This window comes from Ekhidna sp. (assembly GCF_039960695.1).
In the GTDB taxonomy this organism is placed as follows: domain Bacteria; phylum Bacteroidota; class Bacteroidia; order Cytophagales; family Cyclobacteriaceae; genus Ekhidna.
In genome coordinates this window covers 261,435-285,236 of the sequence record NZ_JBDVKP010000004.1, presented here as the reverse complement: position 1 = coordinate 285,236, position 23,802 = coordinate 261,435, and the positions used below count along the sequence as shown (strand labels likewise).

The following is a 23,802-nucleotide window of genomic DNA, read 5'->3' as shown; positions in this document are numbered from 1 at the left end:
TTACTTGCAATAATCCTTAATGGCTTTGTCAGCTTCAGGAACATCAAGCGATTTAGCAAACTTAAAATCCTCACATGCCGATCTGAGTTTTTCCTGACCTACTTTAACTGCTCCCCGGTACAAGTACGCTTCGCCAAAATCACGATTAATTGTGATCGCATTGTTGTACGATTCCAATGCCTGATCAAAGTAACCCAATTGATGTTCTGCTCTACCGGCTAAGAAATGCGCTTGAGCAAGGTTCTCATTTAGATCTATGGCGTCTCCAGTATAAATAAGCACTTTATTGTATTCATGATTATTATATGAGACTTTGGCAAGACTTAAATATGCATTGATGTATTTAGGATCCAATTCCAATAACTGTTTATAATCATCAATCGCTTTTTGAAGGTCACCAATTTCCTCATAAGAGCGTCCTCTATTGTAAATGCTTTTCTTATGGTCAGGATGGGTGGATAGATAGGAACTGTAAGCATCAATCGCCTCTTGATACTCACCATCATCGAAAAGATCATCTCCATTGATTGAATCTTCATTATTGCATCCCAAGGCACCTAAAACGATAAAAGCTATTGCTATGTATTTCATGTAAGTCGTATAAAGTCGGCAAAAGTAGATTTATTATTCAAAATCAATGCCGCTTTTTACATTTTTATACGCAGTTAGCTCACAATAGGCTGTCCCAAAATTCATATCAGCTGCTACTTTCAGAGGAAGACGGTTAGCATCAGCAGAAATCCAGAACCTCACAGCGTTTTTTCCATCGAAGACACTATTCTCTTGCATGATTGGTACCACTTTATGACAATAGATATCTCCTACTTTAGTTTTAGTCATTTCTATTCCGTGATATACCATTCTGAAATCATAGAATTTCTTATCAAAAAATGCTTCGAGTTGAATGGTATCGCCCTTTTCTAAGCCTCGGTAATCAATACTACGTGCATACATAAGTCCGCCCATCATATCAAAGTAATTACCTTTTTCAAGATCAAAATATTTTGTTGGTCTCACATCAGAAGCAGAAGAACTCTCTACACGTACCTCCATAGAATCATAATCGAAGTATACTTTTTCATCCAGGTCATAATAGCCCTCGGAAAGGTCTCTATAAGAATAGTATGGTAACAAGGTGTTTTTGTCAATAACTGCTCCCCACCTATCATCTACTTTTGAAAACACTCCAGCAAGACCAGCTGTTCTTCCATGAACATTAATCTCTATACATTCCTTACCGTCTTGCATCACGTAATTATCAGAAATTTTGAAAGTGCCTCTTCCGATAGTAAACCAGCCATAGGATAGTTTAAACTGTAGCTCTTCACCCTTACTTACAGGTTTCTCTTTAACTACAAGTGATTGGGCATTGGTAACAAGACCCAGGAGAATCAATGCTAAAGTTTTCATGACTTTAAAAGTTGGTACGCTTTCCATCACTACAACTAAGATGCCATTGTTTAAACGGAAAGACTGTTTTCCCTTAAAGCTTCGTTCAATGAGGTCTTTTTATCGGTGCTCTCTTTTCTTTGACCGATAATAAGCGCGCATGGGACTTGAAATTCTCCAGCAGAAAACTTTTTAGGTATTGTACCAGGGATCACGACAGATCTTGGAGGTACAAAACTTTTATATTCCTTGGGTTCAGCTCCTGTCACGTCTATAATTTTGGAACTAGCCGTTAACACAACATTTGCTCCCAATACAGCTTCTTTTCCAATCCTAACTCCTTCTACTACAATGCATCGTGAACCTATAAAGGCATTATCTTCGATTATTACCGGAGCTGCTTGAACGGGCTCTAAAACTCCACCAATTCCAACACCACCACTTAAATGAACATTTTTTCCAATTTGCGCACAGCTTCCAACTGTTGCCCAAGTATCGACCATCGTACCTTCATCTACATATGCGCCGATATTGACATAGCTAGGCATCAACACGGTATTTTTTTGAATAAACGCTCCATAGCGCGCAATTGCATGCGGTACTACCCGAACCCCAAGCTGATCGTAACCAGACTTTAGTTTGATTTTATCATGAAATTGAAATGGGCCTACTTCAATCAGCTGCATTTTCATTAGCGGGAAATAGAGGAGCACAGCCTTTTTTAACCATTCATTGACAACCCAATCATCACCTGATGGCTCTGCAATTCTTCGTTTGCCATTATCTAATTCTTCAATTACTGTTTTAATCGCAACAGAGACATCTTTCTTGTTAACAAGCGATCGATCTTCCCAGGCTTCCTCAATGAGGTTTTTTAATTCCATCTAATAACTAATATTTACAGTATATGAAGAAAAAGATTGTGATTGCTTCTGTTCTTAAACCAGTAGACGATGTACGTGCCTATTGGAAGCTCTCTCAATCAATGGCGAAAACAAACAAATATGAAGTTAATATCATAGGAAATAGTGGGAAAAAACAATCGGCAGAAGAAAACATCTTATTTCATACACATACTATAAAGAGAAGTAATTGGATAAAACGTGCTCTAATCAGAGGATCCATACTAATTAAAATTCTTAAGATAAGGCCTAAGTTACTCATCATCTCCACTCATGAATTGATCATGATTGCACTTATAGGAAAGATATTTACAGGCTGTAAGTTGATCTATGATGTTCAGGAAAACTACAGTCGAAACCTTGCTCATATTAATTCATCAATTTTCAGAAAGAGTTTAGCGACCATTGTTCGATGCAAAGAAAATATAAGCAAGTTATTTATTGATCAATATTGGTTGGCGGAAAGCTGCTATTTAGATGAACTACCATTTTCCAGAAAGAACTATTTAGTAGTAGAAAATAAAGCGCTTTTTTTTGAATTCAAACAGCGCGATCATCAACCCATGAAGATGCTCTTTTCCGGAACAATTTCAGAATATGGAGGCGTCAGGAAAGCAATCGATCTATTCAAGAAAATTCAGGGAATCGAAGCTGATTCCACTCTTACAATTATTGGTCAGATACATGATCAAAAATTAAGAAAATGGTTAACAGGTCTGCAACAAGAGTATCCAACACTCGAATTGAATATCGCAACAAAAGCAATTCCTTATGAAGAAATATTAAAATCAATTACTCAAGCAAATCTTGGTGTAATTGGATACAAACCAGCCCTAGCAAATAAGAATAAAATACCTACAAAACTTTACGAATATTCAAGATATCAGCTTCCATATGTGGTTCAAGAAAATACGACATGGAGTGGAGTTGGAATCAATCTTGGCGGTGCTATTCCTATAGAATTATCTAACCCCGATGTGAATCACATCTTCAAAAAGCTAAATAATCCAGCTCAACTATTTCCTAATTCATATCCGAATGAAGCCACTTGGGAAGCTGAATCAATTAAAGTGATTTCATCATTAGAAAGTTTAATTAATTAGTCATAAACATACTGATTAACAATTATTTATAACTGAGTAAAAATACAATTCTAAATTTATTTTTAGATTAATCTAAAAATATTATAGCTTTGTATCATGGTTTCAGAACTAAGTTTTACTGAGGAAAATTACCTCAAAGCCATTTATCACCTTTCAAGAGAAGGCAATGAAAGTGTCAACACTAATTCTCTCGCTGAAAGCATGAACACTACACCTGCGTCGGTTAATGACATGGTGAAAAGATTGGCGCACAAAAACCTAATTGGCTATCAGAAATATAAAGGGACTACCCTACTCTCTAAGGGAAAAAAAATTGCGCTAACCATTGTGAGAAAACATAGACTATGGGAAGTATTCCTAGTAGATAAGTTGGGCTTCAGGTGGGATGAGGTACATGAAATTGCTGAGCAACTAGAGCATATAAAATCGCCAGGTTTAATTAAGCGCCTAGATAAATTTTTGGGATACCCAACCATGGATCCGCATGGTGATCCAATTCCCAATGAAGATGGTGTGATGAAAGAAACAAGACGTGCATCCATTGCTGAAGTGACAATACATTCAGAAGGAATTGTTGTAGCCGTCAATGATGATGATACCTTACTTCTTCAGCACCTTGATTCTTTGGGCATCAAATTAGGGTCCAGAATAACTGTTTTGGATCGAACTGATTTTGATGGCTCAGTTTCAATATCAATAGATGAAGGTCCGGAGCAATTCCTATCCAAACCAGTCGCAGAAAATTTGATGATTACTCTTACTGATAAAAAATAGATGAATCAAATACGAATACTATTTGTCGTAATTATATTGGCCAGCTGCACTACTCAGCCAAAGCAAGCAACTGATAAACCACATGTTGTAGCAACCACAGGCATGCTTTACGATGCAGTCATCAACATAGCTGGAGATAAAGTATCTGCTGAAGCAATCATGGGCCCCGGGGTAGATCCTCACCTATATAAAGCTACTCAAGGGGATCTTTCTAAGTTTAATAAAGCAGATTTAATCATCTACAATGGAATTTTGCTGGAAGGAAAGATGGGCGAAATACTGAAGAAGCTTGGACGTCAAAAGCCAACCGTTGCAGCAGCAGAATCTATTCCCAAAGAAATGCTCATATCGGCAATCGGATATCAAGATGCCTATGACCCACACGTATGGTTTGATGTAAGCAGATGGAAATACGCAGTAAAATCCATTAGTCATGCGTTAATCAAACTTGATTCTACTAATCAGGAATTCTATGAAAGGAATACGCTTACATATTTTAAACAGTTGGACAGCCTTGATCAATATGTACGAGATAGATTAAGTGAAATTCCAGAAAATCAGCGAATTCTGATTACAGCTCATGATGCTTTCACATACTTTGGTGATGCCTATGGTATGCGCGTGGAAGGTTTACAAGGAATTTCAACAGTTGCTGACTTTGGGCTCAAGGACATTGCGGAGTTAATTGATCTAATCATTGAAAATAACATCAAGGCCATTTTTGTAGAAACAAGCGTATCTGAGAAATCAATTAATGCAGTAGTCACAGGCTGTAAAGAAAAAGGTCACAATGTGCGTATTGGCGGATATCTCTATTCTGATGCGATGGGTACATTTGGAACAGAAGAAGGAACATTTGTGGGGATGTTCAAAAAGAACGTAGAAACCATTGTTAATGCGCTAAAATAGCTCAAAAAATAATTGAATACTATGAAAGATTCAATGTCAAACAGTTTTGTTAAACAAGTAGAAAATCCAGTTCTGGAGATTCATGACTTGACTGTTAGCTATGATAAAAAACCAGTGTTGTGGGGAATAGATTTGTCCATTCCAGCTGGTACGCTGTGTGGTATTATAGGACCAAATGGTGCAGGTAAATCTACACTTATCAAAGCGATCATGGACTTGGTGGATATGAACTCGGGATATGTAAAGCTATTTGATCAATCACTTGATGATATTAGAAAACGCGTTAGCTACGTGCCTCAACGAGAATCAGTAGATTGGGATTTTCCTGCTTCCGTTCTTGACGTAGTATTGATGGGACGATATACCAATTTAGGCTTATTTAAGAATCCAAGAAAAGCTGACAAGGAAGCGGCCATGAAAGCTCTGGAGATGGTTGGCATGGATAAATATTCCAAACGTCAGATCTCACAACTCTCCGGAGGTCAGCAACAACGCGTCTTTTTAGCGCGGGCCCTAACTCAAAATGCTGACATCTATTTTTTGGATGAGCCATTTGCCGGAGTCGACGCAGCAACCGAAAAAGCAATTTTCAAGATTCTGCAAGATCTGTCCAAAGACGGGAAAACTATTATTGTTGTTCACCACGACTTACAATCAGTAGAAACATATTTTGAGTGGGTGATTTTATTGAACTTAAGATTGGTAGCCTCTGGACCTACAAAAGAAGTGTTTACTCCTACCCTTCTTGAAGAAACTTATGGTGGCAAGCTTACGCTACTTACAGAAGTTGGTGAGCTGGTTCAAAAAGGAGAATTTGAAGCAAGAGAAAAGCAATAATGGAAACTCTGATAGAATTCTTTTCTTTCCAGTATCCAAATATCAAATATGTGGTTTTTGGTACCATTTTGCTTTCTATCAGTTCAGCTGTAGTTGGCTGCTTCACCTTTATCAAAAAAAAATCACTTGTAGGTGATGTGATCTCTCACGCGGTGTTACCTGGAATCTGCATTTCATTTATGATTTCAGGAAGTAAAGATCCATTCTTGCTCATTATTGGTGCTTTTATATCTGGATGGATTTCCATCCTTGTTATGGACGCAATCATACAAAACACCAAGATTAAAGAAGACGCTGCCACTGGCCTTTCTCTGTCCGTCTTTTTTGGTGTAGGAATATTATTGATGACCTACATTCAGCATTCTGGCAATGCATCCCAAAGTGGCTTGGATACCTTCCTTTTCGGGAAAGCAGCAGCGCTTGTCGGTAAGGATTTGCTAGCCTTCAGCATCATTGCAATCGTTGTGCTAATTACTGTTTTCTTTTTCTACAAGGAGTTTAAGGTCATCAGTTTTGATCGACAGTTTGCCAGGGTCATTGGCCTGCCAATCAAACGCTTAGAAGTGCTTTTAACATCTATAACTGTCTTGGCAGTTGTTACGGGTATACAGGCCGTTGGGGTGGTTTTGATGGCTGCTATGTTAATCACACCTGCTGCCGCCGCTAGGTATTGGACCAATAGATTGTCACGTATGATTATCCTTGCGTCTGCTTTTGGGGCTTTCTCTGGAATCAGTGGAGCGTTTATTTCCTACAGTGCCCCATCCATGCCAACCGGCCCATGGATGGTAATGGTCCTTTCCATCATTGCATTGTTCTCATTTTTTTTCGCACCGAGTAAGGGAATAATGATTCGCCAATGGAGAAGGTATTCTATTAAAAGACAATTGCTGGAGGAGAATTTACTGAAAACATTTTATCGCATAGGGGAAAATAGCGGAGAGCATTTCAACACAGTAGCAATGAATGACCTACAGCTCATTCGAAATTTTTCTCCTGTTCAGCTCACTAAAGGCTTAAGGAAGCTTCGTATTAATGGATACGTAAGTCGTACAGACGGTTCCTGGTTCTTAACAAATGAAGGATTTGAAAAAGGTAAACGAATTACCAGGCTTCATCGATTATGGGAACTCTATTTAACTAAGTATTTACGAATAGCACCAGATCATGTACATGAGGATGCAGATACTATTGAACACGTCATTACGCCAGAACTTGAGGCTCGTTTAGAGAAATTATTGGAATATCCCACTTCGGATCCACACCATTCAGAAATACCAAAATAATGGACGCATTTTGGATCATATTGACAGGTTCTTTAGTCGCGGTTAGCTGTGCTATATTGGGTTCATTTCTGATCTTGAGAAAGATGTCAATGGTTGGTGATGCAATCTCACATTCCGTTTTGCCTGGAATAGTGATAGCCTTTTTCATTGCTGGCAGCATGCAATCAGTTTGGATGCTGATAGGTGCAGGAATACTCGGGATACTCACCACTTTCTTGATTGAATTTTTTCATCAGAAAGGAAGACTGCAAACAGACGCTTCTATAGGTGTAACTTTTACATGGCTGTTTGCTCTTGGAGTAATTTTAGTTACCTATTATGCAGGCAATGCCCACATAGATCAGGATTGCATTTTGCATGGTGAAATTGCCTATGTTCCCATCGATTTGATATATGATTCCTCTGGGAATCCAATTGGGCCGAAAGCTGTCATTATACTAAGCTTTGTTTTTGTTCTAATACTTCTGTTTGTAATCCTGTTTTACAAGGAGCTCTTCATCACGACGTTCGATGTTTCATTTGCCAAAGCGGTCGGTATTTCAACTAACAAATGGCATTATGCACTTATGGGGCTCGTTTCTCTTACTACTGTTGCATCATTTGAATCTGTTGGCGCAATTCTGGTTGTAGCATTATTGATTGCTCCAGCTGCTTCTGCATATCTTATAACCAATCAACTCAAAGTGATGTTAATATTAAGCTCTGTGTTTGGTATACTGAGCTCGTTTTTTGGGTATTGGCTCAGTTATCTACTTGATGGATCAATTGCAGGTGCTATGGTTACAGTTTCAGGTATTATTTTCACTATCTGTTATGTCATAATTCGCTTAAAAAAATGAAAAACAGTTTACTTATCTGCAGCTTGATTTTCCTCTCTTCGTGCTACGATTCTCTATCAATAGATGGTTTTGACAAAAACCAATGGGTTAATTATGAAAAGAACTGCAGTACATATCGACTTGACAAAGTCCAGCTAATTATAGACAATCAGGAAGTGCTCCTAAAAGGAACACAAAATGCAGTAGAAAGTGTTTTGGGCAAAGCTTCAGAACATGAATTGTATGATCGTAACCAAAAGTTCTTTCACTATCGCCTTACACCTCCAAACGGATGTGAAAAAAGTGAGACTATTAAATACCTATCTATCAGATTTAATGCAATTGGCCGTGCTAATCTCGTTCAGATTATGCTTAGAGAACCTCAATAAGTGATTAGGGAGTGAATGTTTGTATTGTAGTTTCTCAATACTTCATTTCCATTTAGAAACCCCAACTCTACCAGAAAGGAAAATCCTGCAACCACACCGCCGGACATTTTCACCAGTTCCGCTGCAGCAATAGCTGTACCCCCTGTTGCTAACAAATCATCGTGTATCAAGATACGCTGACCCTTAAGAATGGCGTCTTTATGAATCTCTACTTCTGCTGATCCATACTCTAAATCATATTTGAAGGCGAGCGTTTCAGCAGGGAGTTTTCCTTTTTTTCTGATAGGAATAAACGGAATTCCTAACTGTTGTGCCAGAGAATTCCCCCAGATAAAGCCTCGCGATTCGATTCCTACAATTGCATCCAATTCATGTGAATCCCAGTATTCAGCAAATACCTGGGTAATTTCTTTGCTCAATTCAACATCCTTTAATAGTGGTGTGATATCCTTAAACATAATCCCGGGTTTAGGAAAATCAGGAACTGTACGAATAGTTTCTGTAATTCTTTTTTGAAGATTCATTGGCGGGAAAAAAATAGGTTTTAAAATTGAGGCACAGTATTTGAAAACACATTGCTAAAGAACTCAAACAACATGAAACAAACAACATGTTTCATTTAACCACAAACTAATTGATATGAAAAAGCTATACATCATACTCATTATTACCGTTGCGGCATTTGGCTCAGCAAATGCTCAAAAGCTTTCTAAGTTGGAGCAGATTCTTCAATCCAAGCAGAAATGGTCTGTAATGGACGTAAAAAGTAAACGGCCATATTTCGAAATTGGTGAAACGTTTACCATCCGAATTGATCGTAAGTTTTATCATGATAGAAACAACTACGCTAAACTTGGTGGAGAGTGGTCGCTTGACGGCAGCAAACTAATATTGACTTATGACTCTTTTACTGAGGAAAGACGTAGAATACCATACGTATACAAAATCAAGAAATGGGGTAAAAATGGCTTCCAGCTCTCTTATCGAAACAAATACAATAAGAAAGAGAAAGTTTATCTAAAATAATCCAGCCCCTTTTAGGGGCTTTTTTTTTATCCTGTGTCTACATAGATAAGAATCCATTTGAAATTTATGAATATCAAGTCAGCTTTATTTTTAATCTCCTTCTTATTGCTATTTCTCCCAAAGAGTTATTCTCAGGAAACTTCAGACAAATATTCGGATTATTCTTATTTATGGGAAGAGGATGACAAGAAGAAGAAAAAGAAGAAGCGCAAGAAGAAAGATGAGCAAATCAAAATTGACTCTTTGCAAATCCCGTCAGACAGTTTAGCTCTGGATAGCTTAAAGCTGCAGTCACTACTTATTCAATCAGATACACTCAAACCCGATTCAATATCCACAATTAGTCAGATCGATTCTCTCACTTCAGAAGAGTTGGAAGAACCTAAGCCAAAAAGAGAGCGAGTCGAGCGTCCACCAATTAGTGATTTCCGAGAACCCATGGTGCTCCCTAACGAAGATGGAAGTATAAACGGAGGTATGACCTATACCCAAATTGATGGTAAAGACTATGTCGGTTTAGTCTTATCTCCTGAGTTTAAATTTGGGAAAGTTGGCGTAGGCTTAAATGTGCCAATTTTATACGGCTTGGATGATAATTCAATACGAACAGAAATATTCGAAGATGGTGTGGGTGTCGCCAGATTAATTCGCTACATAAGATATGGAGTTCAGAAAAATGATCCTGTTTACGTGAAGGCTGGTGAAATTTCCGGGCTTATGCTTGGCTATGGTGGACTTATGAATAATTACACAAACTCCACAAGCTATGAAAAACGTAAAGTGGGAATACATGCTGATTTCAACTACGACAGATTCATCGGCCTTGAATTGCTCTATAGCGATCTAAATCCTGAATCTTTCAACCTATTTGCTGCAAGACCCTACATCAGGCCACTCTCTGCTTTTCCAATTAAAGTGATTAATACCCTGGAAGTAGGTGCATCATTTATCTCCGACAAGGATCAAACAAGTATAATTACCAGCGACTCAACAAGTACAACATACTCGTTTACCAAATCTGGCGTCAAAGGTTTTGGTGTAGATATGGGTGTTACTTTATTAAGCTCACCATTTATTCAAATTGATTTATTTGCTTCCTATTCTAAATTAAACATCAAAAGTGATACGTTATCAGCATTTGCCTCTGTACTTGGAGAAAGTGATTTTAAAACAGGCTCGGGAACTTCCATTGGAATGAATTTCAGAATGCATTTCATTGCTGATGTATTTAGCACAGATATTAGAATTGAACGATTGAATAATTCAGATCACTACATTCCACAATTTTTTAACTCGATGTATGAGATAAATAAGGATCGTAGGATTGCTTCACTTGTGACCACAGATGGAAAAAATGGAATTTATGGCTCATTGAGGGGTCATGTTTTGAAAAAGGTCTCTCTTGGCGGGAGTCTTATGATACCTGATGATATATCTGCCGCTTCACCTGCCTTTGTTGAGTTATCCGCTGATATGGAAAGACTGGCTAACAAATTCTCCTTTCATGGCAGTTATGTAAAAGGTGATTTAGATGATCTTGGAGATGCATTCAGCTTTGATGAGCGATCACTTGCCAAAATGCGATTCATTTATCACATGAATAAATTCCTAGCGACTGGTGTTGATTATTATTGGTTGTTTACGCCCACTGCTGAAGGTGGCTATGAAGCAACCAAATATGTGATGCCATACTTTGGTGTAAGCATTTCTCTATAGGCTACTCACTTGAAAATTCAAACATAACCATAAACTCAGGTAGAAAATTGAATTTAGTTGCATTAACAACTACTTTTGTGAAAAAGTACGATTATGCACTGGGAATCATATAGTCACAAGAAAATTAAGCAAACGATATTTAATGCGCTAGAGCAGAATTTAGATTATCGGCAAAAGACCGTTCTAGGCCTTCCGGCTTCTTTCTTAGATACAGAAGTCTTTTATCACGATGCCCCTTTTCTAAAGGATGCTCCTTTCCTATCTGCTATGATCGCTAATCCCAATCATATTGGCTGTCATACATTGAATGAATCTGAAGCAGCATTTGAAGGGACTCAGAAAATTGAAGCAGAGTTAATTAATCTATGTGCAAAGGAAATATTCGGCGGTCAGAATAGTAGCTATGATGGATACGTTGCGTCAGGCGGAACTGAAGCAAACATTCAGGCAATTTGGGTATTGAAGCGCTACTATGAACAAGAATTCAATGCCAAGTCAGAGGATATCTCTCTTGTTTATACTGAAGATGCGCATTACTCCATGCCTAAAGCGGCTTCATTATTGAGCCTCTCCAATCTAGTCCTCCCAGTAGACAAGCAAAACAGACAAATTTCGGAAGGAGCTCAGGAGCTATTCAAAAGTGCTCACACTGATGGTAAAAAATATTTCATCATAGTCCTCAACATGGGCACTACTATGTTTGGCTCGGTGGATAATATTGATCCGATCACCGAATGGGCGGACAAACTAAACCTCAACTATAAAATCCACATTGATGGTGCTTTTGGTGGTTTTATTTATCCATTTTCAGATTCAAACTCTAAGCTGACTTTCAGTCATCCTAAGATCAATTCTTTTACATTGGATGGACATAAGATGCTACAATCACCATATGGAACCGGAATCTACCTGACTAGAAAGGGGTTTATGGAATACGCACTCACCGAGGAAGCCAACTATGTAAAAGGCAAGGATTACACACTAGTTGGTAGTCGGTCAGGAGCAAATGCAATTGCCGTTTGGATGATCATGCGCACGTACGGTTCAGAGGGTTGGAAAATGAAAATCAATAAGCTGCTTGAAAAAACAAACCGATTGTGTGATCAATTGTCAGATATGGGAATTGAATATTACAGAGACCCTCGCATGAATATTGTCACAATTAAAGCTTCACAAATAGATCCTCAGGTGGCCAGAGAATTTATGCTAGTACCGGATACACATGATGAGAATCCCAATTGGTATAAGATAGTAGTCATGGATCATGTAACTCAGGGGCAGCTGGATCGATTCATGATGCAAATCCAACCAGTAACTCATGCCTGACTACTCAAATCTCAGTGAATCTATTGGATCAAGTTTAGAAGCTTTGTAAGCAGGAATGTATCCGGAAAGTAATCCTACAACAATTCCGATTGCTACCGCCACGAGCATCCAAAGCCAAGGGACTACAAAGCCAGATTTAAAAATAAAAATTGAGGTAAGGTTCCCTATGGCCATTCCAAGAGCGATACCTCCGATACCACCCATTTGACAAATTACGATTGCTTCAATAAGAAATTGTTGACGAATCTTGAGAGGTGTAGCTCCAAGTGCTTTTCTTACACCTATCTCTCGGGTTCTCTCAGTAACGGAAACCAGCATTATATTCATTAGTCCAATCGATGCCCCTATAAGAGTGACAAATCCAATAGTGAAGCCACCAGCTCTTAGGTAGCCCGTGATCTCTCCCATTCGCTCCGCCAAAGATTTACTGGCCGACAATTCGAAAGAGTCTTCCTCGCCTGGCCTGTCCTGACGAATTGCTCTCATCAAACCTCTAGCAATACCCATTGCATTATCCATTTGAGTTGGGTCGGGGACAGACACTGCAATCTCATACCCGAAATTTCTTTCGGGAGCAATGATTCTTGCAGTCTGCATAGGTATAATGATCGTCCGATCAATGTTCGAATTTCCACTTGCACCGCCCTGCTCGGCAATTGTCCCAACGATTCTAAATTTTGAACCCATTAAGCTGATCTTCTTACCTACAGGACTTTCGTTATCGTCAAACAACTCAGTGATTACATCACTACCAACCAAAGCCACATAGCTTCCATTCAAACTTTCATTAGCCGAAAAAGGTCGCCCTTTATCAACGTCGTAGCCATCTACGGTTAGATAGTTCTCATCTCCTCCCCTTACAATCTGATTTGGATTGGTGACTTTAGAACCATATTTCACTTCAGCCTGTCCGGTGATTACCGTATATATTGAAACAACGCCGGGTCCTTCATACTTTTCTTTAAATGTCAGCAACTCGTGATAGGTGACTTTTGGATACGTTTTTTCTTTTTTCCCGTCTGAAGAGCCTCTAGACCTTCGCTTATCTTCGATATCAAAGGTATTAGCGCCTAAGCTTGAAAAGCTACTATTTATTGAGCTCTGGATTCCGTCAATCGCAGTGAGAATACCAACCAATGAAGTGATACCTATAGAAATGATCGCAGCAGTAAGGAAGGTTCTTAATTTATTGGCCTTGATCGATTTGATCCCTTCTTTGATGTTTTCTTTAATGTTCATCGGTTGACTTTAGTAAAACACAAGGTTTTGATTAACGTTGTATATACAAAAGTGATGCATATGAGGGGAATATTGTTACTAATTTTCTTAAATGTCTGTATAGCCAGTCAGGCGGCGTATATCCTTATCCCAATGGATGAGACCCAATCTAATCACCTCAAAGCTTACGGAATAGCCTATTGGATATTAACTAAAGAGGTTGAAGTGGATTGGATGCTCAATTATAAAGGTGGCAGTTTCATGGTGAAGCATCTACAGGCTTTTGAAAATGAGTGTATCATTCGGGGTGTATCCTATCAAGTAATTTCCGATGCTGAAGCCAATCAAATTTTAAACGTAATTGCCAGTCCTTCATCTAATATGGATGTGATGAAGCTTGAAAAATTCCCAAAAATTGCCGTCTACTCTCCCAAAAGCAAGCAGCCATGGGACGATGCAGTTACGCTTGTATTGACATATGCAGAGATACCTTATGATGTGATATTCGATGATGAGATAATGGGTGAAGAGCTACCAAAGTATGATTGGCTCCACTTGCATCATGAAGACTTTACCGGCCAATATGGTAAGTTTTATAGAGCCTATCATCATTTTCCTTGGTATCAGCAGCAACAAAGGGAATACGAGGAGTCAGCTAAAAACAATGGCTTCAGTAAAGTTTCTCAATTGAAGCTTGCCACAGTTCAAAAAATTAAATCGTATGTCGCTAGTGGTGGTTTTCTATTTGCTATGTGCTCTGCAACAGATACTTATGACATAGCATTGGCAGCAGAAGGATTGGATATCGTGGAAAGCATTTATGATGGAGATCCTGCAGATCCGCGGGCACAGTCTAAGTTAGACTTTTCGAAAACAATGGCTTTCGAAAATTTCACCATCGAGCGGGATCCTATGAGGTATGAATATTCAAACATTGATAATCAGGCAAACGAGCGTGGCTTAGTTGAAAACAATGACTACTTCACACTTTTTGAGTTTTCCGCTAAATGGGATCCGATACCAACCATGCTCACTCAAAATCATCAAAAGATTGTTCATGGTTTCATGGGGCAAACAACTGGATTTAAAAAGCAACTGGTAAAAGGTGATGTGATTGTAATGGGACAAACACCTAGCATAAGTGAAGCCAAGTATGTCCATGGAATTTTGGGCAGAGGCTTTTGGACTTTCTACGGTGGACACGACCCAGAAGACTATCAACATTTTGTGAACGAACCTCCCACAGATTTAAACTTACATCCAAATTCTCCCGGATATCGATTGATATTGAATAACATCTTGTTTCCGGCTGCTAAGAAAAAGAAGCAGAAAACATGATTAGTGAATAAGTAATCGTGGATTAGAATTAGTCAATTGATTATCAGTGCATCCGATCAGCTCTCGGTGTGAGCTCTTTCATGATTTTTGCTTCTTCATTCAAGAAGTATTTCCAACGCACTTCTACTTTCTTTTCAGGTAAATACTCTTTTGCCAGCTCAATGAAGTTATGATAATGCCCTGCCTCAGAGACCATTAAATCATAGTAGAAACGTTGCAACTCTTCATCGGCAATATTCTTCCAAAGCAACTTGAACCGCTCACAACTACGAGCTTCTATCAGGGCATTTAACAGTAAGCGTTCAACTAGCTGTTCATCTCTAGTTCCGCCTTTTCTCATTACACCGTTTAAACGAGATACATATTCATCTTTACGCGCCTTTCCCAAACTAAAGCCTCGCTTCTTTAAATGTTCTATTACTAATTCGAAATGCGCCCACTCTTCAGCTACAACAGGTGTTAGCACATCGATGAGCTTCTCACGCTCAGGAAACATGATGATAAGTGAAATACACGAAGAGGCTGCCTTTTGCTCACAATATGCGTGATCTACTAAAATATCTTCAATGTTCTTTTCTGCGATATTTACCCAACGTGGATCTGTTGGCAACTCAAGTCCAAGTGTTGTTTTTGAAGGTTCCATTAATCGAAAAACATCCATCTAACTGTCAAATCAATAACTTTTCGCTGACCCGGATAGTTTGGAGTCACGAAATACCCATCATCCTGCGGCTGATTTAAATGTGTCCATTTTAAAGCGAAGAAGAACTTGTCCACTTGCATGTTTACAAATAAATCTGCGGCTAGATATCCAAAAACCTCTTGGTCGTCCTGGAGATAAAACTGTTGAATTTCTGGTGCATAAGCATTAGCAAAATACGATGACCTTCCATGCATATCGATACCAACTTCTACAGGAACCAGATCTTTAAACCAGTTGCCTCGCCAGAAATATCTGCCATTGTAATACAAATCAGGCACTCTCAATTTATCAGAATCACCGCCCGAAACATTAGATATAAGCACTTCATTTTCCAAATGCCAACCTTCCTTTTTTTCATTAAAAAAACGGAAATTAAAGTCTCCTCCAAAAGAAGAGATAAGCACTCCATCGCTCGCTTGAGCTGGTTCAATATCCTGATTAAAATAAATGAAATTGTTGTAAGCAGTTAAACTCACTTTGGGTTTAAATTCAAATGACTTCACTTGCAAATTCAGCTGACCAACCAGTTTATTGCTAAATACTGAAGTGAAATTATTGTGCCATTCATGATGATTTCCGAAGTAATCTGAATAGACAAAAGGAACATTGAATTTCATGGAATTGTATGAAACATTGATCAAATTACTAGATAAAGTTCCTCCAAACTGATATTCTCCACCAACCAGATATTCAGCATTTCCTGTTACTGCAAATTTTTCTCTCCAATTAAATCGAACATACCCACCGAGGTACTTCTCTATTGTTGCTTCTCCTGGATCATATAGAAGATATTGCCAATCGATGGATCGCAAACGCGCATAAAATCGATAGAAAACAGATGAAAAATCTCCTTTAATCCCTGTTTCGTTGGATAAAGAAGTAAACACGTTTCTTTCTTGTGTGGAATCAGGATCAATTAAGAAGTCTTCATAAAAATCATTGTATGGATCGTAACCTCCTACTCCAGTACTTCCCGCAAAATCCTTATAAATGTTTGTTTCCTTTCGATAATCAAAAATGTGATATAGCTGAAACTGTTTTGCTATCTGATAATCCTGATATAAGTGCCACCGATTAGTTTTAATTATGCCTTGCGCATCATCCAGCCTTAGTAAGGCATTATCGAACAAAAAGAAATCTGTCCGCAAAGAATCAGCAGTTGGCCTTGCACCTCCTAGTTCTACCACCTTGTGACTCATACTTGAGTAATTCGCTGCTAATTGATAGGGTACTTTTGAATGTTTATAATGCGTATAGCCAACAAAAGATGTCCCAATAACTTGTCTATCCGTTCTGTTTTCAGGTGCCAGCTGTTTATTGGTTGTAATTTTCCTAAGGTCAAATCCAATGTTCCAGTTCTCATTCACATTTCTTGAAAAGCCAAGAGATACAATATTTCTATTTCCACCACCCAAATAGACAAATAGGTTGATGAAAGGAGACTTAGTGTCGTAGTACTTTACATCGGTTGGCTGATATGCATACCTATCATATGCGTCAAAACCTGACGTGCGCCCAAAAAGGCTTTGCGGGGTGTAGAATATGGGGAAAAGTGCAGTACCGAAACTTCCCAGATCTTGAAATCGCCTTCCAGATCGATCATAAAATGATTGTCGCTCAAATAGATAAATGGAGGTATCTACATTTTGAAAAGCTTCTAAGTTATTTAGGAGGTTATTTTCAGAGGTGTACTCGGTGGTTTTGGGTCCATACACCAATTTAGTAGAATCGTCCACAATCTGTGCAGACAGTTCAGCTATTAAGCAAAACGTTATGAGAAATAAAAATATTCGCACGCGCAAATTTAATGATTGCTTTTTATGGATAAGATGCTTTTCAGAGTCATTTACAAAAAGCATTCCGAATATGAACGAATTATTCGAAATCCGATTTAAAACTCGCTTTTAGATCAACTATTATTGTACGAACGAATATTGCACAACCTCATGCAAATCAAAGACATTACTACTTTTTTGGAATCATGGGCTCCGCTCAGTCTGCAAGAACCCTATGACAATTCAGGTTTGCTCATTGGTGAAAAAAGTGATCCAGTTAGTCAGGCTTTGATCACACTGGACATTACTGAGGACGTGATAGATGAAGCCATTGAGACTGACTCAAATTTTATCATTGCTCATCACCCATTCATATTTAAGGGGATCAAGGGCATCGGAAATTCACATTGGATTGATCGATGTATTCGTAAAGCAATAAAGCATGACATTGGTATTTATGCCATTCACACCAATTTGGATAATGTACATACAGGAGTGAATCATAAGATTGCTGAAAAAATAGGTTTGAAAAAAGTATCTATTCTCAACCCAAAAACATCAACTCTTTCCAAAGTCACAGTTTTTGTACCGACAGATGACAAGCAAAAAATTCTGGATGCGATGTTTGCTGCTGGTGCTGGCAACATTGGCAAATATGATCGTTGCAGTTTTCAATTGGAAGGTATGGGAACTTTTCGAGGAAATGAAACAAGTAACCCTACTATTGGGAAAGCGGGTGAAGAACAGCAGGTAAATGAAACTAGAATTGAGGTGTTAGTCCCAGACTTTCGTCTGAATGATGTCATTAGCACCATGACTCATGCACATCCATATGAAGAGGTAGCGTATTACATTAATCCGCTTACCAATGTAAATCAGGAAATAGGCTCTGGAATGATTGGAGAATTAGTTACAGAAATGACGATTAAAGATTTTCTGGTACATTTAAAAAAGCAGATGAATCTTCATATCATTCGCCATACAAAGTTGGTAAAGAAAGAAGTACGTACAATCGCAATTTGTGGGGGTTCAGGCAGTTTTCTCTTGAGTCAGGCTATTCGCAGAAAAGCAGACATTTTTATTACCGGAGACTTCAAATATCACGACTTCTTTGAAGCCAATGGAGATATAATAATTGCGGATATTGGGCACTACGAAAGTGAAGTATTCACGAAAGAATTAATACTAGATGCTTTAACTAAAAATTTCACTAACTTTGCGTTCCGTTTGTCGAAGGTAGACACGAATCCGATCAAATATCTATAGAAAACTGAATGGAAAATACAGTAGCTAAAAAGCTGGAAGCTTTAGAAAAACTACAAGCACTAGACTCAAAAATTGATGAGATAAAAAAGATCAGGGGCGCACTCCCTGAGGAGGTTCAGGATCTGGAAGATGAGATAGCAGGATACCAGACTCGAATTGAAAAGCAAAACGAGGAGCAGAAAGCACTTGAAGATGCGATCTCTGCTAATAAAACTGCAATCAAGGACGCTGAAAAGCTAATCAAGAAGTATGAAGAGCAGCAAATGAACGTACGGAACAACCGTGAGTACGACGCTATCACCAAAGAGATGGAATTGCAGCAATTAGAGATTCAAATTCTTGAAAAGCGAATCAAAGAGTCACACGAGAAGATCGATGGCAAGAAAGAAGAAATGGGCGAAACAAAAGCTATCCTTTCTGAAAGAGAAAAAGATCTGAAGAGTAAAAAAGAAGAGCTTGAGAATATAGTAAAAGAGTCTGAAGCTGATGAGCAGAAGATGGAGAAAGATCGAACCAAAGCAACTAAAGGCGTAGAGGAGCGACTTTTAAAATCTTATGAAAAAGTAAGAATCAACATGCGTAATGGTCTGGCTGTAGTGCCTGTCAAGCGTGGTGCATGTGGAGGATGCTTCAACGTAGTTCCACCTCAAAAACAAGCTGAGATTAGGGAAAAGAAGAAAATTATCGTTTGTGAACATTGTGGAAGAATTCTTTCAGATGTTGAAGATGTGATTGAGGAGGAAGTGAAGCCTAAAAGAAGAACGACTAGAAAGAAAGCAGCTACTAAAGACTAGATAGCATAAGATTCAAATAAAAAAGGCTACCAAAATTGGTAGCCTTTTTTATTTGTCATTCATTGCATCTATCGGACTCCGTTTTCTGGATTTCTTCCAACAAACTGTCTGTAATAATCTTTAATTTCCTCCATCTCCTTATCCATATCTCCCGACGGATAGAAAGGTTCGTCTACATACACCGTTTTTGTAGCATAGTCAAAAGCAATCTTGACAATAGGAACGTTAGCCTCAGTGGCAATACGATAAAAACCCGTTTTCCATCTTGGTGAGTAGCTCCTGGTCCCTTCAGGTGTAATTGTCATGATAAATTCATCACGCTCTTTATAAAGATCTACGACTTGCTGAACAATCTGGGTGCTTTTTCTTTTATTCTTTCGATCTACTGGTACTCCACCAATTGAGGCTAGAAACCAACCGATAATTGGTATTTTGAAGAGCTCTTTTTTACCTAAAAAGTTAGGATAAAATCCAATGACGTTTCGAGCACCCCAACCCACGAAGAAGTCCCAATTGCTGGTATGTGGAGCCACAATAATGACATACTTCTTTAATTCTGGCTTGGTTCCTTGAACTTTCCAACCTGCCAACTTATATAAGCTTGATAAAACCCACCTAATCATTTCAATCCTTTATCTAATTGATACTTGTTTATCAGGTCTTTCAGAACTTCAGCTTCCTCCAAAGCAGATTCGTATTTGCCAATTTTGCTAGCAACGAAAGAAGTATAGAGTGAAAAGATGACTATTGCTTCAGAATTATCTTCCAGGTACCACCCTCTTTTTACTCCTACAAAAAATTTACTGTTTCTTATAAACCATGGGGTGACTTGATCCATGAGAAAGTCAATCTGGAATTTTCCTTGAGCAGTCAATTCTTCTGAAGTATTTTGATATGCTAATATCTTCCTTTTCAGTTCAAAATCATTGATTAAATCGAGCTTGCCTGACGAAATAAGGCTGTTGATCGTAATATTTGTTGGAGCATAGTTATTGACATCAAAAAAAACGGTCAACTTGCTATTCAGACTATCCTCACCTACTTTGTTGGAAATCATCTGCAAGGTTTCCTGCATTTGATTTAATTTCTTCTTATTATCTGGTATTTGATATGACTCAAATGTGTAGATATCTGACTCTACTTCATCTAGTATTGCTTCAAGATTCTGTTCAAATTCCTTATTAACCCTGGCTTGCTCCGATTTATTCGAAATGATAAACGCTAATGATACACCAAGTATTACTGCTAGAAAATTAAGGAGGTGATCTGTCCAGCGAGATGATTTCATTTGTTCTATTTATAGGAACCCATCGAAGAAAATTTCTCTATACGTTGATTGATTCGATCCCGAGGTTTCAACGCTGATAGGTCTTTTAGCTCTTTCAGAATAACTTTCTTTAACTCAGCAGAACTTTTGTTAAGATCCATATGAGCTCCACCTAAAGGCTCTTTAATGATACCATCTATTAGCTTGTTCTTTAGCATATCGTCAGCTGTAAGCTTCAATGCCTCAGCTGCTTGCTCTTTATAATCCCAGCTTCTCCATAGAATGGATGAGCAAGATTCCGGTGAGATTACTGAATACCAGGTATTTTCCATCATCAGGACGCGATCACCAATCGCTATACCCAAGGCACCTCCTGAGGCGCCCTCCCCTATGACGATACAGATCACTGGCACTTTGAGCATCGTCATCTCCTTCAGGTTTCTGGCGATTGCTTCGCCCTGTCCTCTTTCTTCTGCTTCCAAGCCGGGAAATGCTCCCGGAGTATCTATTAACGTCACAATAGGCTTGTTGAACTTCTCCGCCATTTTCATTAATCGCAGCGCTTTTCTATAGCCTTCTGGATTAGCCATTCCAAAGTTTCTCATTTGGCGTTGCTTGGTAGATCTTCCTTTTTGCTGGCCAATAAACATTACCGTCTGACTACCGATGCTACCAAACCCTCCAACCATGGCTTTATCATCCTTGACTGTGCGATCACCATGCAACTCGATAAAGTCATTGGTAATCTCATAAATGTAATCCAGGGTATAAGGTCGTTCGGGATGACGAGAGAGTTGCACTCTTTGCCACCTGGTCAGGTTGCTAAACGTCTCCTTTTTCAATTTCACTATTTTCTTTTCCAATTGGTCTACTGTGGCCGACACATCGACATCACTGGTTTTGGCCAGTTCCTTCATGTCTGTGAGTTTGGATTCTAGCTCGGCAATTGGTTTTTCAAAGTCTAATAACATAGGATTGAATTTGCAGGGACAAACTTACTGTGAAAGGATTAAACGGGTTTAAAATATTCTTAAGAAAAATAAGATTCAGCTATTGTTTAGGAAAATAGAAGCTTTTACTTTTGCAACGCTTTTGTAGCACGGTCCGGTAGTTCAGCTGGTTAGAATGCCTGCCTGTCACGCAGGAGGTCGCGGGTTCGAGTCCCGTCCGGACCGCTAAAAGCACAAAACCCGTCTCTTTTGAGATGGGTTTTTTTGTTTATACCAACTTTTCAATTCTAACAGAATTATTCTGGAATAGGGGAACAACGCCAGTCGATCGTTAATAGCCAGACCTACTTCATGAATATTCTATATCTTCCAACTTTCTAAGTATAACTTTCACCGCCATGAAAAAACTATTCTTCTTTGTCCTGATTGCTTTAAATTTTTTCACAACCGCTCAACAGTCACCAAACATTGTGAAAGTGATAGATGCATTGACTGTGCGATGGGATGAAACAGCGATAGCATTGAAAGACTATCAGGGCATTCAAAATTTTTGCTCTTCAGAAAAATACAAAACTGAAACCACTGGACTGCTCGACCAAATACATCATTGGGACACCACACTTTATTTCATTGTTCAAGCTAAATACGAGGGAACTCAAGATGCCGAAGCTGCTGCCACACTGGAGGATATTGAAAAATTAGAAACAGAGTATTCTACAGTTAACTTTAAGACGTTTATTTTGAATGAATGCACAATGATCAAGGAGATTGATGATACATTTGACAAGAAGACGGTAAAACAATATGAGAAGGACATCAAAAAGTTCGAAAAAGAACTCGTGAAGTATCTGAACAGCATTACCTATCGCATTGATATCATTGATGAGCATATCCATCACCTCAAACTCGATTAGAAGTTATTTTTTAATCTTCTTTTTTACAAAAAACCAAATTTTCTTTCATTTTGTTAGCTACAGGTTCATCATGACCGTTTCTTAAGTCTTACAACTCAACTAGGACTTAAAAACATAATGACATTAAAACGGATACGTAGAGGCTTGATTTTGGTGATATTAATGGGAGCGCTTCAATCAGCAGCTGGTCAGTATCAAGATATGTTTGCCGCTTTGGCTACTTCAAATATTGACCAACCTCGCAAGGAAGCAAAAGTCATAAGTTACATCGATCTTTTCAACCCACTTGGACCCAATGCCCAATCCATGCGCAACAAATCTTATTCGTGTATTAATGAACCACCATCAAAGCTGGAAAAGGGCCTATGGATAAAACTTGGTAGCAAAAGCTTTCTTTATGAGGATCAAGGAATTCGTTTGCTAGATGCAAACGCTAAGCTAGTCAAGGTGGATTATTTCCAATTCAACAAGGCACTTAGAAAGACAGTGAAAGCATTGAAGAACTTAGAAAAACGATCGTCTTACGCACGAAATATGATCAAAACACTTCAAAACTCGGACAACAAGTTTGTGATTTCACTTGTCAATACTACTGATAGTTATACGTTATTTCCTCTACCAAATAATCGGCTGGGTGTATTGAACAACAACGCTTATGCATTCCAGGTCATCGAAAAAGAAAGCCTGATTGTAGATTATGCTCCTTTTGATAAAATTGGCAGCGGCGCAGAAATTCGGTGGGCTCCAGAGCATAAGAAAATCAAGCTAGCCCATGAGCTTTCTCATGCCTATGATGCTAATTACGGTTTGCTTGACGACCAACTGATGCAAGCCTATGGAGAGATTATGTCGGCAAGGGAAATACGTGCACTTTTCCACGAAAACATGATCAGAAAAGAGATGAACATAAAATTGAGAATCAAAGCCAACACTGGTGGTGCCTTGGTCTGGGAAGGAATGCCATATACCTATCCTCTTCCAGTTCCAGCTCGATATTGATCATAATATACTTCCTGTGCACCTGGTAGGTATTTCTGTATACATCAAGTACACGTTGACATTCTACATAGACGTATTACTCACTAAATCTTTGCATGCTATT

The 23,802-nt window shown here is 38.6% G+C and carries 25 protein-coding genes and 1 tRNA gene; 16 read left to right on the top strand and 10 right to left on the bottom strand.

The annotated features are described in order from the left end of the window. Genes ABJG98_RS01980 through ABJG98_RS01970 form a run of 3 tightly spaced genes read right to left on the bottom strand, consistent with a single transcriptional unit; the run spans position 1 to position 2,273 of the window. Positions 1–591: a tetratricopeptide repeat protein gene (locus ABJG98_RS01980; RefSeq protein WP_348277779.1), complete on the bottom strand. Its 591-nt coding sequence runs from the start codon at positions 589–591 to the stop codon at positions 1–3. A 33-nt stretch (positions 592–624) separates the two neighbouring features. Then, entirely contained in the window at positions 625–1,410 is a 786-nt protein-coding gene (locus ABJG98_RS01975) for a DUF3108 domain-containing protein (RefSeq protein WP_348277778.1), read from the bottom strand. Between the two features lie 50 nt (positions 1,411–1,460). Then, positions 1,461–2,273: a 2,3,4,5-tetrahydropyridine-2,6-dicarboxylate N-succinyltransferase gene (locus ABJG98_RS01970; protein ID WP_348277777.1), complete on the bottom strand. Its 813-nt coding sequence runs from the start codon at positions 2,271–2,273 to the stop codon at positions 1,461–1,463. A gap of 23 nt (positions 2,274–2,296) precedes the next feature. Here ABJG98_RS01970 and ABJG98_RS01965 point away from each other — a divergent pair, with 23 nt between their 5' ends. From ABJG98_RS01965 to ABJG98_RS01935, 7 genes are all read left to right on the top strand, one after another. Then, positions 2,297–3,394 (top strand): hypothetical protein, encoded by a 1,098-nt coding sequence (locus ABJG98_RS01965; protein ID WP_348277776.1) that lies wholly within the window; start codon positions 2,297–2,299, stop codon positions 3,392–3,394. 96 nt (positions 3,395–3,490) lie between these two features. Further along, positions 3,491–4,168 (top strand): metal-dependent transcriptional regulator, encoded by a 678-nt coding sequence (locus ABJG98_RS01960; protein ID WP_348277775.1) that lies wholly within the window; start codon positions 3,491–3,493, stop codon positions 4,166–4,168. Then, positions 4,169–5,077 (top strand): zinc ABC transporter substrate-binding protein, encoded by a 909-nt coding sequence (locus ABJG98_RS01955; protein ID WP_348277774.1) that lies wholly within the window; start codon positions 4,169–4,171, stop codon positions 5,075–5,077. A 21-nt stretch (positions 5,078–5,098) separates the two neighbouring features. Beyond that, positions 5,099–5,914: a metal ABC transporter ATP-binding protein gene (locus ABJG98_RS01950; RefSeq protein ID WP_348277773.1), complete on the top strand. Its 816-nt coding sequence runs from the start codon at positions 5,099–5,101 to the stop codon at positions 5,912–5,914. After that, positions 5,914–7,200, top strand: coding sequence for an iron chelate uptake ABC transporter family permease subunit (locus tag ABJG98_RS01945; protein ID WP_348277772.1), 1,287 nt, complete (start codon positions 5,914–5,916; stop codon positions 7,198–7,200). Before ABJG98_RS01950 ends, ABJG98_RS01945 begins: the two co-directional genes overlap by 1 nt. Next, positions 7,200–8,039 (top strand): metal ABC transporter permease, encoded by an 840-nt coding sequence (locus ABJG98_RS01940; RefSeq protein ID WP_348277771.1) that lies wholly within the window; start codon positions 7,200–7,202, stop codon positions 8,037–8,039. The genes ABJG98_RS01945 and ABJG98_RS01940 overlap by 1 nt, the downstream gene beginning before the upstream one ends. Further along, positions 8,036–8,407: a hypothetical protein gene (locus ABJG98_RS01935; RefSeq protein ID WP_348277770.1), complete on the top strand. Its 372-nt coding sequence runs from the start codon at positions 8,036–8,038 to the stop codon at positions 8,405–8,407. The genes ABJG98_RS01940 and ABJG98_RS01935 overlap by 4 nt, the downstream gene beginning before the upstream one ends. Here ABJG98_RS01935 and ABJG98_RS01930 read toward each other — a convergent pair. Further along, complete coding sequence (locus ABJG98_RS01930) at positions 8,401–8,931, bottom strand: adenine phosphoribosyltransferase (RefSeq protein WP_348277769.1); 531 nt, start codon at positions 8,929–8,931, stop codon at positions 8,401–8,403. The genes ABJG98_RS01935 and ABJG98_RS01930 overlap by 7 nt on opposite strands. Before the next feature lie 115 nt (positions 8,932–9,046). Here ABJG98_RS01930 and ABJG98_RS01925 point away from each other — a divergent pair, with 115 nt between their 5' ends. From ABJG98_RS01925 to ABJG98_RS01915, 3 genes are all read left to right on the top strand, one after another. Further along, entirely contained in the window at positions 9,047–9,433 is a 387-nt protein-coding gene (locus ABJG98_RS01925; RefSeq protein ID WP_348277768.1) for a hypothetical protein, read from the top strand. Between the two features lie 66 nt (positions 9,434–9,499). Then, the gene (locus ABJG98_RS01920; RefSeq protein WP_348277767.1) at positions 9,500–11,149 is read left to right on the top strand and encodes a hypothetical protein; all 1,650 of its coding nucleotides are present in this window, start codon (positions 9,500–9,502) and stop codon (positions 11,147–11,149) included. 93 nt (positions 11,150–11,242) lie between these two features. After that, positions 11,243–12,475, top strand: coding sequence for a pyridoxal-dependent decarboxylase (locus ABJG98_RS01915; protein WP_348277766.1), 1,233 nt, complete (start codon positions 11,243–11,245; stop codon positions 12,473–12,475). On the opposite strand, the gene ABJG98_RS01910 is transcribed toward ABJG98_RS01915, so the two are convergent. Then, complete coding sequence (locus ABJG98_RS01910) at positions 12,476–13,714, bottom strand: ABC transporter permease (protein ID WP_348277765.1); 1,239 nt, start codon at positions 13,712–13,714, stop codon at positions 12,476–12,478. 60 nt (positions 13,715–13,774) lie between these two features. Here ABJG98_RS01910 and ABJG98_RS01905 point away from each other — a divergent pair, with 60 nt between their 5' ends. Next, on the top strand, positions 13,775–15,031 hold the full coding sequence (locus tag ABJG98_RS01905; protein ID WP_348277764.1) for an asparagine synthetase B: 1,257 nt from the start codon (positions 13,775–13,777) through the stop codon (positions 15,029–15,031). Positions 15,032–15,074: 43 nt separating this feature from the next. On the opposite strand, the gene ABJG98_RS01900 is transcribed toward ABJG98_RS01905, so the two are convergent. Then, a complete protein-coding gene (locus ABJG98_RS01900; RefSeq protein ID WP_348277763.1) occupies positions 15,075–15,674 on the bottom strand; it encodes a tRNA-(ms[2]io[6]A)-hydroxylase in 600 nt (199 codons plus the stop codon). Next, complete coding sequence (locus tag ABJG98_RS01895) at positions 15,674–17,530, bottom strand: putative porin (RefSeq protein ID WP_348277762.1); 1,857 nt, start codon at positions 17,528–17,530, stop codon at positions 15,674–15,676. The genes ABJG98_RS01900 and ABJG98_RS01895 overlap by 1 nt, the downstream gene beginning before the upstream one ends. Positions 17,531–17,653: 123 nt before the next feature. On the opposite strand from ABJG98_RS01895, the gene ABJG98_RS01890 reads away from it, so the two are divergent. Together ABJG98_RS01890 and ABJG98_RS01885 are read left to right on the top strand one after the other, a co-directional pair. Then, complete coding sequence (locus tag ABJG98_RS01890; RefSeq protein ID WP_348277761.1) at positions 17,654–18,775, top strand: Nif3-like dinuclear metal center hexameric protein; 1,122 nt, start codon at positions 17,654–17,656, stop codon at positions 18,773–18,775. Positions 18,776–18,783: 8 nt separating this feature from the next. Next, positions 18,784–19,569 carry a C4-type zinc ribbon domain-containing protein gene (locus ABJG98_RS01885; RefSeq protein ID WP_348277760.1) on the top strand — a complete coding sequence of 262 codons (786 nt, stop codon included), beginning with the start codon at positions 18,784–18,786 and terminating at the stop codon, positions 19,567–19,569. Positions 19,570–19,637: 68 nt separating this feature from the next. On the opposite strand, the gene ABJG98_RS01880 is transcribed toward ABJG98_RS01885, so the two are convergent. From ABJG98_RS01880 to ABJG98_RS01870, 3 genes are read right to left on the bottom strand one after another with little or no spacing between them, the layout of a single operon-like run. Further along, on the bottom strand, positions 19,638–20,192 hold the full coding sequence (locus tag ABJG98_RS01880) for a lysophospholipid acyltransferase family protein (RefSeq protein WP_348277759.1): 555 nt from the start codon (positions 20,190–20,192) through the stop codon (positions 19,638–19,640). Then, the gene (locus ABJG98_RS01875) at positions 20,189–20,857 is read right to left on the bottom strand and encodes a hypothetical protein (protein WP_348277758.1); all 669 of its coding nucleotides are present in this window, start codon (positions 20,855–20,857) and stop codon (positions 20,189–20,191) included. The genes ABJG98_RS01880 and ABJG98_RS01875 overlap by 4 nt, the downstream gene beginning before the upstream one ends. 5 nt (positions 20,858–20,862) lie before the next feature. Beyond that, positions 20,863–21,807, bottom strand: coding sequence for an acetyl-CoA carboxylase carboxyltransferase subunit alpha (locus ABJG98_RS01870; RefSeq protein ID WP_348277757.1), 945 nt, complete (start codon positions 21,805–21,807; stop codon positions 20,863–20,865). A gap of 130 nt (positions 21,808–21,937) precedes the next feature. On the opposite strand from ABJG98_RS01870, the gene ABJG98_RS01865 reads away from it, so the two are divergent. The 3 genes from ABJG98_RS01865 (at position 21,938) to ABJG98_RS01855 (ending at position 23,699) form a co-directional block, all read left to right on the top strand. Beyond that, positions 21,938–22,011 (top strand) — tRNA-Asp (locus ABJG98_RS01865). A 173-nt stretch (positions 22,012–22,184) separates the two neighbouring features. Next, positions 22,185–22,700: a hypothetical protein gene (locus ABJG98_RS01860; RefSeq protein WP_348277756.1), complete on the top strand. Its 516-nt coding sequence runs from the start codon at positions 22,185–22,187 to the stop codon at positions 22,698–22,700. 117 nt (positions 22,701–22,817) lie between these two features. Further along, complete coding sequence (locus ABJG98_RS01855; RefSeq protein ID WP_348277755.1) at positions 22,818–23,699, top strand: M91 family zinc metallopeptidase; 882 nt, start codon at positions 22,818–22,820, stop codon at positions 23,697–23,699. Positions 23,700–23,802 lie beyond the last annotated feature (103 nt).

What these genes read in the sequence shown, in the direction of transcription:
- ABJG98_RS01955 (WP_348277774.1), top strand. Translation starts at nt 4,169, where the DNA reads ATGAATCAAATACGAATACTATTTGTCGTAATTATATTGGCCAGCTGC.
- ABJG98_RS01940 (WP_348277771.1), top strand. Translation starts at nt 7,200, where the DNA reads ATGGACGCATTTTGGATCATATTGACAGGTTCTTTAGTCGCGGTTAGC.
- ABJG98_RS01885 (WP_348277760.1), top strand. Translation starts at nt 18,784, where the DNA reads ATGGAAAATACAGTAGCTAAAAAGCTGGAAGCTTTAGAAAAACTACAA.
- ABJG98_RS01925 (WP_348277768.1), top strand. Translation starts at nt 9,047, where the DNA reads ATGAAAAAGCTATACATCATACTCATTATTACCGTTGCGGCATTTGGC.
- ABJG98_RS01900 (WP_348277763.1), bottom strand. Translation starts at nt 15,674, where the DNA reads ATGGAACCTTCAAAAACAACACTTGGACTTGAGTTGCCAACAGATCCA.
- ABJG98_RS01875 (WP_348277758.1), bottom strand. Translation starts at nt 20,857, where the DNA reads ATGAAATCATCTCGCTGGACAGATCACCTCCTTAATTTTCTAGCAGTA.
- ABJG98_RS01920 (WP_348277767.1), top strand. Translation starts at nt 9,500, where the DNA reads ATGAATATCAAGTCAGCTTTATTTTTAATCTCCTTCTTATTGCTATTT.
- ABJG98_RS01960 (WP_348277775.1), top strand. Translation starts at nt 3,491, where the DNA reads ATGGTTTCAGAACTAAGTTTTACTGAGGAAAATTACCTCAAAGCCATT.
- ABJG98_RS01860 (WP_348277756.1), top strand. Translation starts at nt 22,185, where the DNA reads ATGAAAAAACTATTCTTCTTTGTCCTGATTGCTTTAAATTTTTTCACA.
- ABJG98_RS01910 (WP_348277765.1), bottom strand. Translation starts at nt 13,714, where the DNA reads ATGAACATTAAAGAAAACATCAAAGAAGGGATCAAATCGATCAAGGCC.
- ABJG98_RS01905 (WP_348277764.1), top strand. Translation starts at nt 13,775, where the DNA reads ATGAGGGGAATATTGTTACTAATTTTCTTAAATGTCTGTATAGCCAGT.
- ABJG98_RS01965 (WP_348277776.1), top strand. Translation starts at nt 2,297, where the DNA reads ATGAAGAAAAAGATTGTGATTGCTTCTGTTCTTAAACCAGTAGACGAT.
- ABJG98_RS01930 (WP_348277769.1), bottom strand. Translation starts at nt 8,931, where the DNA reads ATGAATCTTCAAAAAAGAATTACAGAAACTATTCGTACAGTTCCTGAT.
- ABJG98_RS01975 (WP_348277778.1), bottom strand. Translation starts at nt 1,410, where the DNA reads ATGAAAACTTTAGCATTGATTCTCCTGGGTCTTGTTACCAATGCCCAA.
- ABJG98_RS01935 (WP_348277770.1), top strand. Translation starts at nt 8,036, where the DNA reads ATGAAAAACAGTTTACTTATCTGCAGCTTGATTTTCCTCTCTTCGTGC.
- ABJG98_RS01915 (WP_348277766.1), top strand. Translation starts at nt 11,243, where the DNA reads ATGCACTGGGAATCATATAGTCACAAGAAAATTAAGCAAACGATATTT.
- ABJG98_RS01870 (WP_348277757.1), bottom strand. Translation starts at nt 21,807, where the DNA reads ATGTTATTAGACTTTGAAAAACCAATTGCCGAGCTAGAATCCAAACTC.
- ABJG98_RS01950 (WP_348277773.1), top strand. Translation starts at nt 5,099, where the DNA reads ATGAAAGATTCAATGTCAAACAGTTTTGTTAAACAAGTAGAAAATCCA.
- ABJG98_RS01970 (WP_348277777.1), bottom strand. Translation starts at nt 2,273, where the DNA reads ATGGAATTAAAAAACCTCATTGAGGAAGCCTGGGAAGATCGATCGCTT.
- ABJG98_RS01855 (WP_348277755.1), top strand. Translation starts at nt 22,818, where the DNA reads ATGACATTAAAACGGATACGTAGAGGCTTGATTTTGGTGATATTAATG.
- ABJG98_RS01880 (WP_348277759.1), bottom strand. Translation starts at nt 20,192, where the DNA reads ATGATTAGGTGGGTTTTATCAAGCTTATATAAGTTGGCAGGTTGGAAA.
- ABJG98_RS01945 (WP_348277772.1), top strand. Translation starts at nt 5,914, where the DNA reads ATGGAAACTCTGATAGAATTCTTTTCTTTCCAGTATCCAAATATCAAA.
- ABJG98_RS01980 (WP_348277779.1), bottom strand. Translation starts at nt 591, where the DNA reads ATGAAATACATAGCAATAGCTTTTATCGTTTTAGGTGCCTTGGGATGC.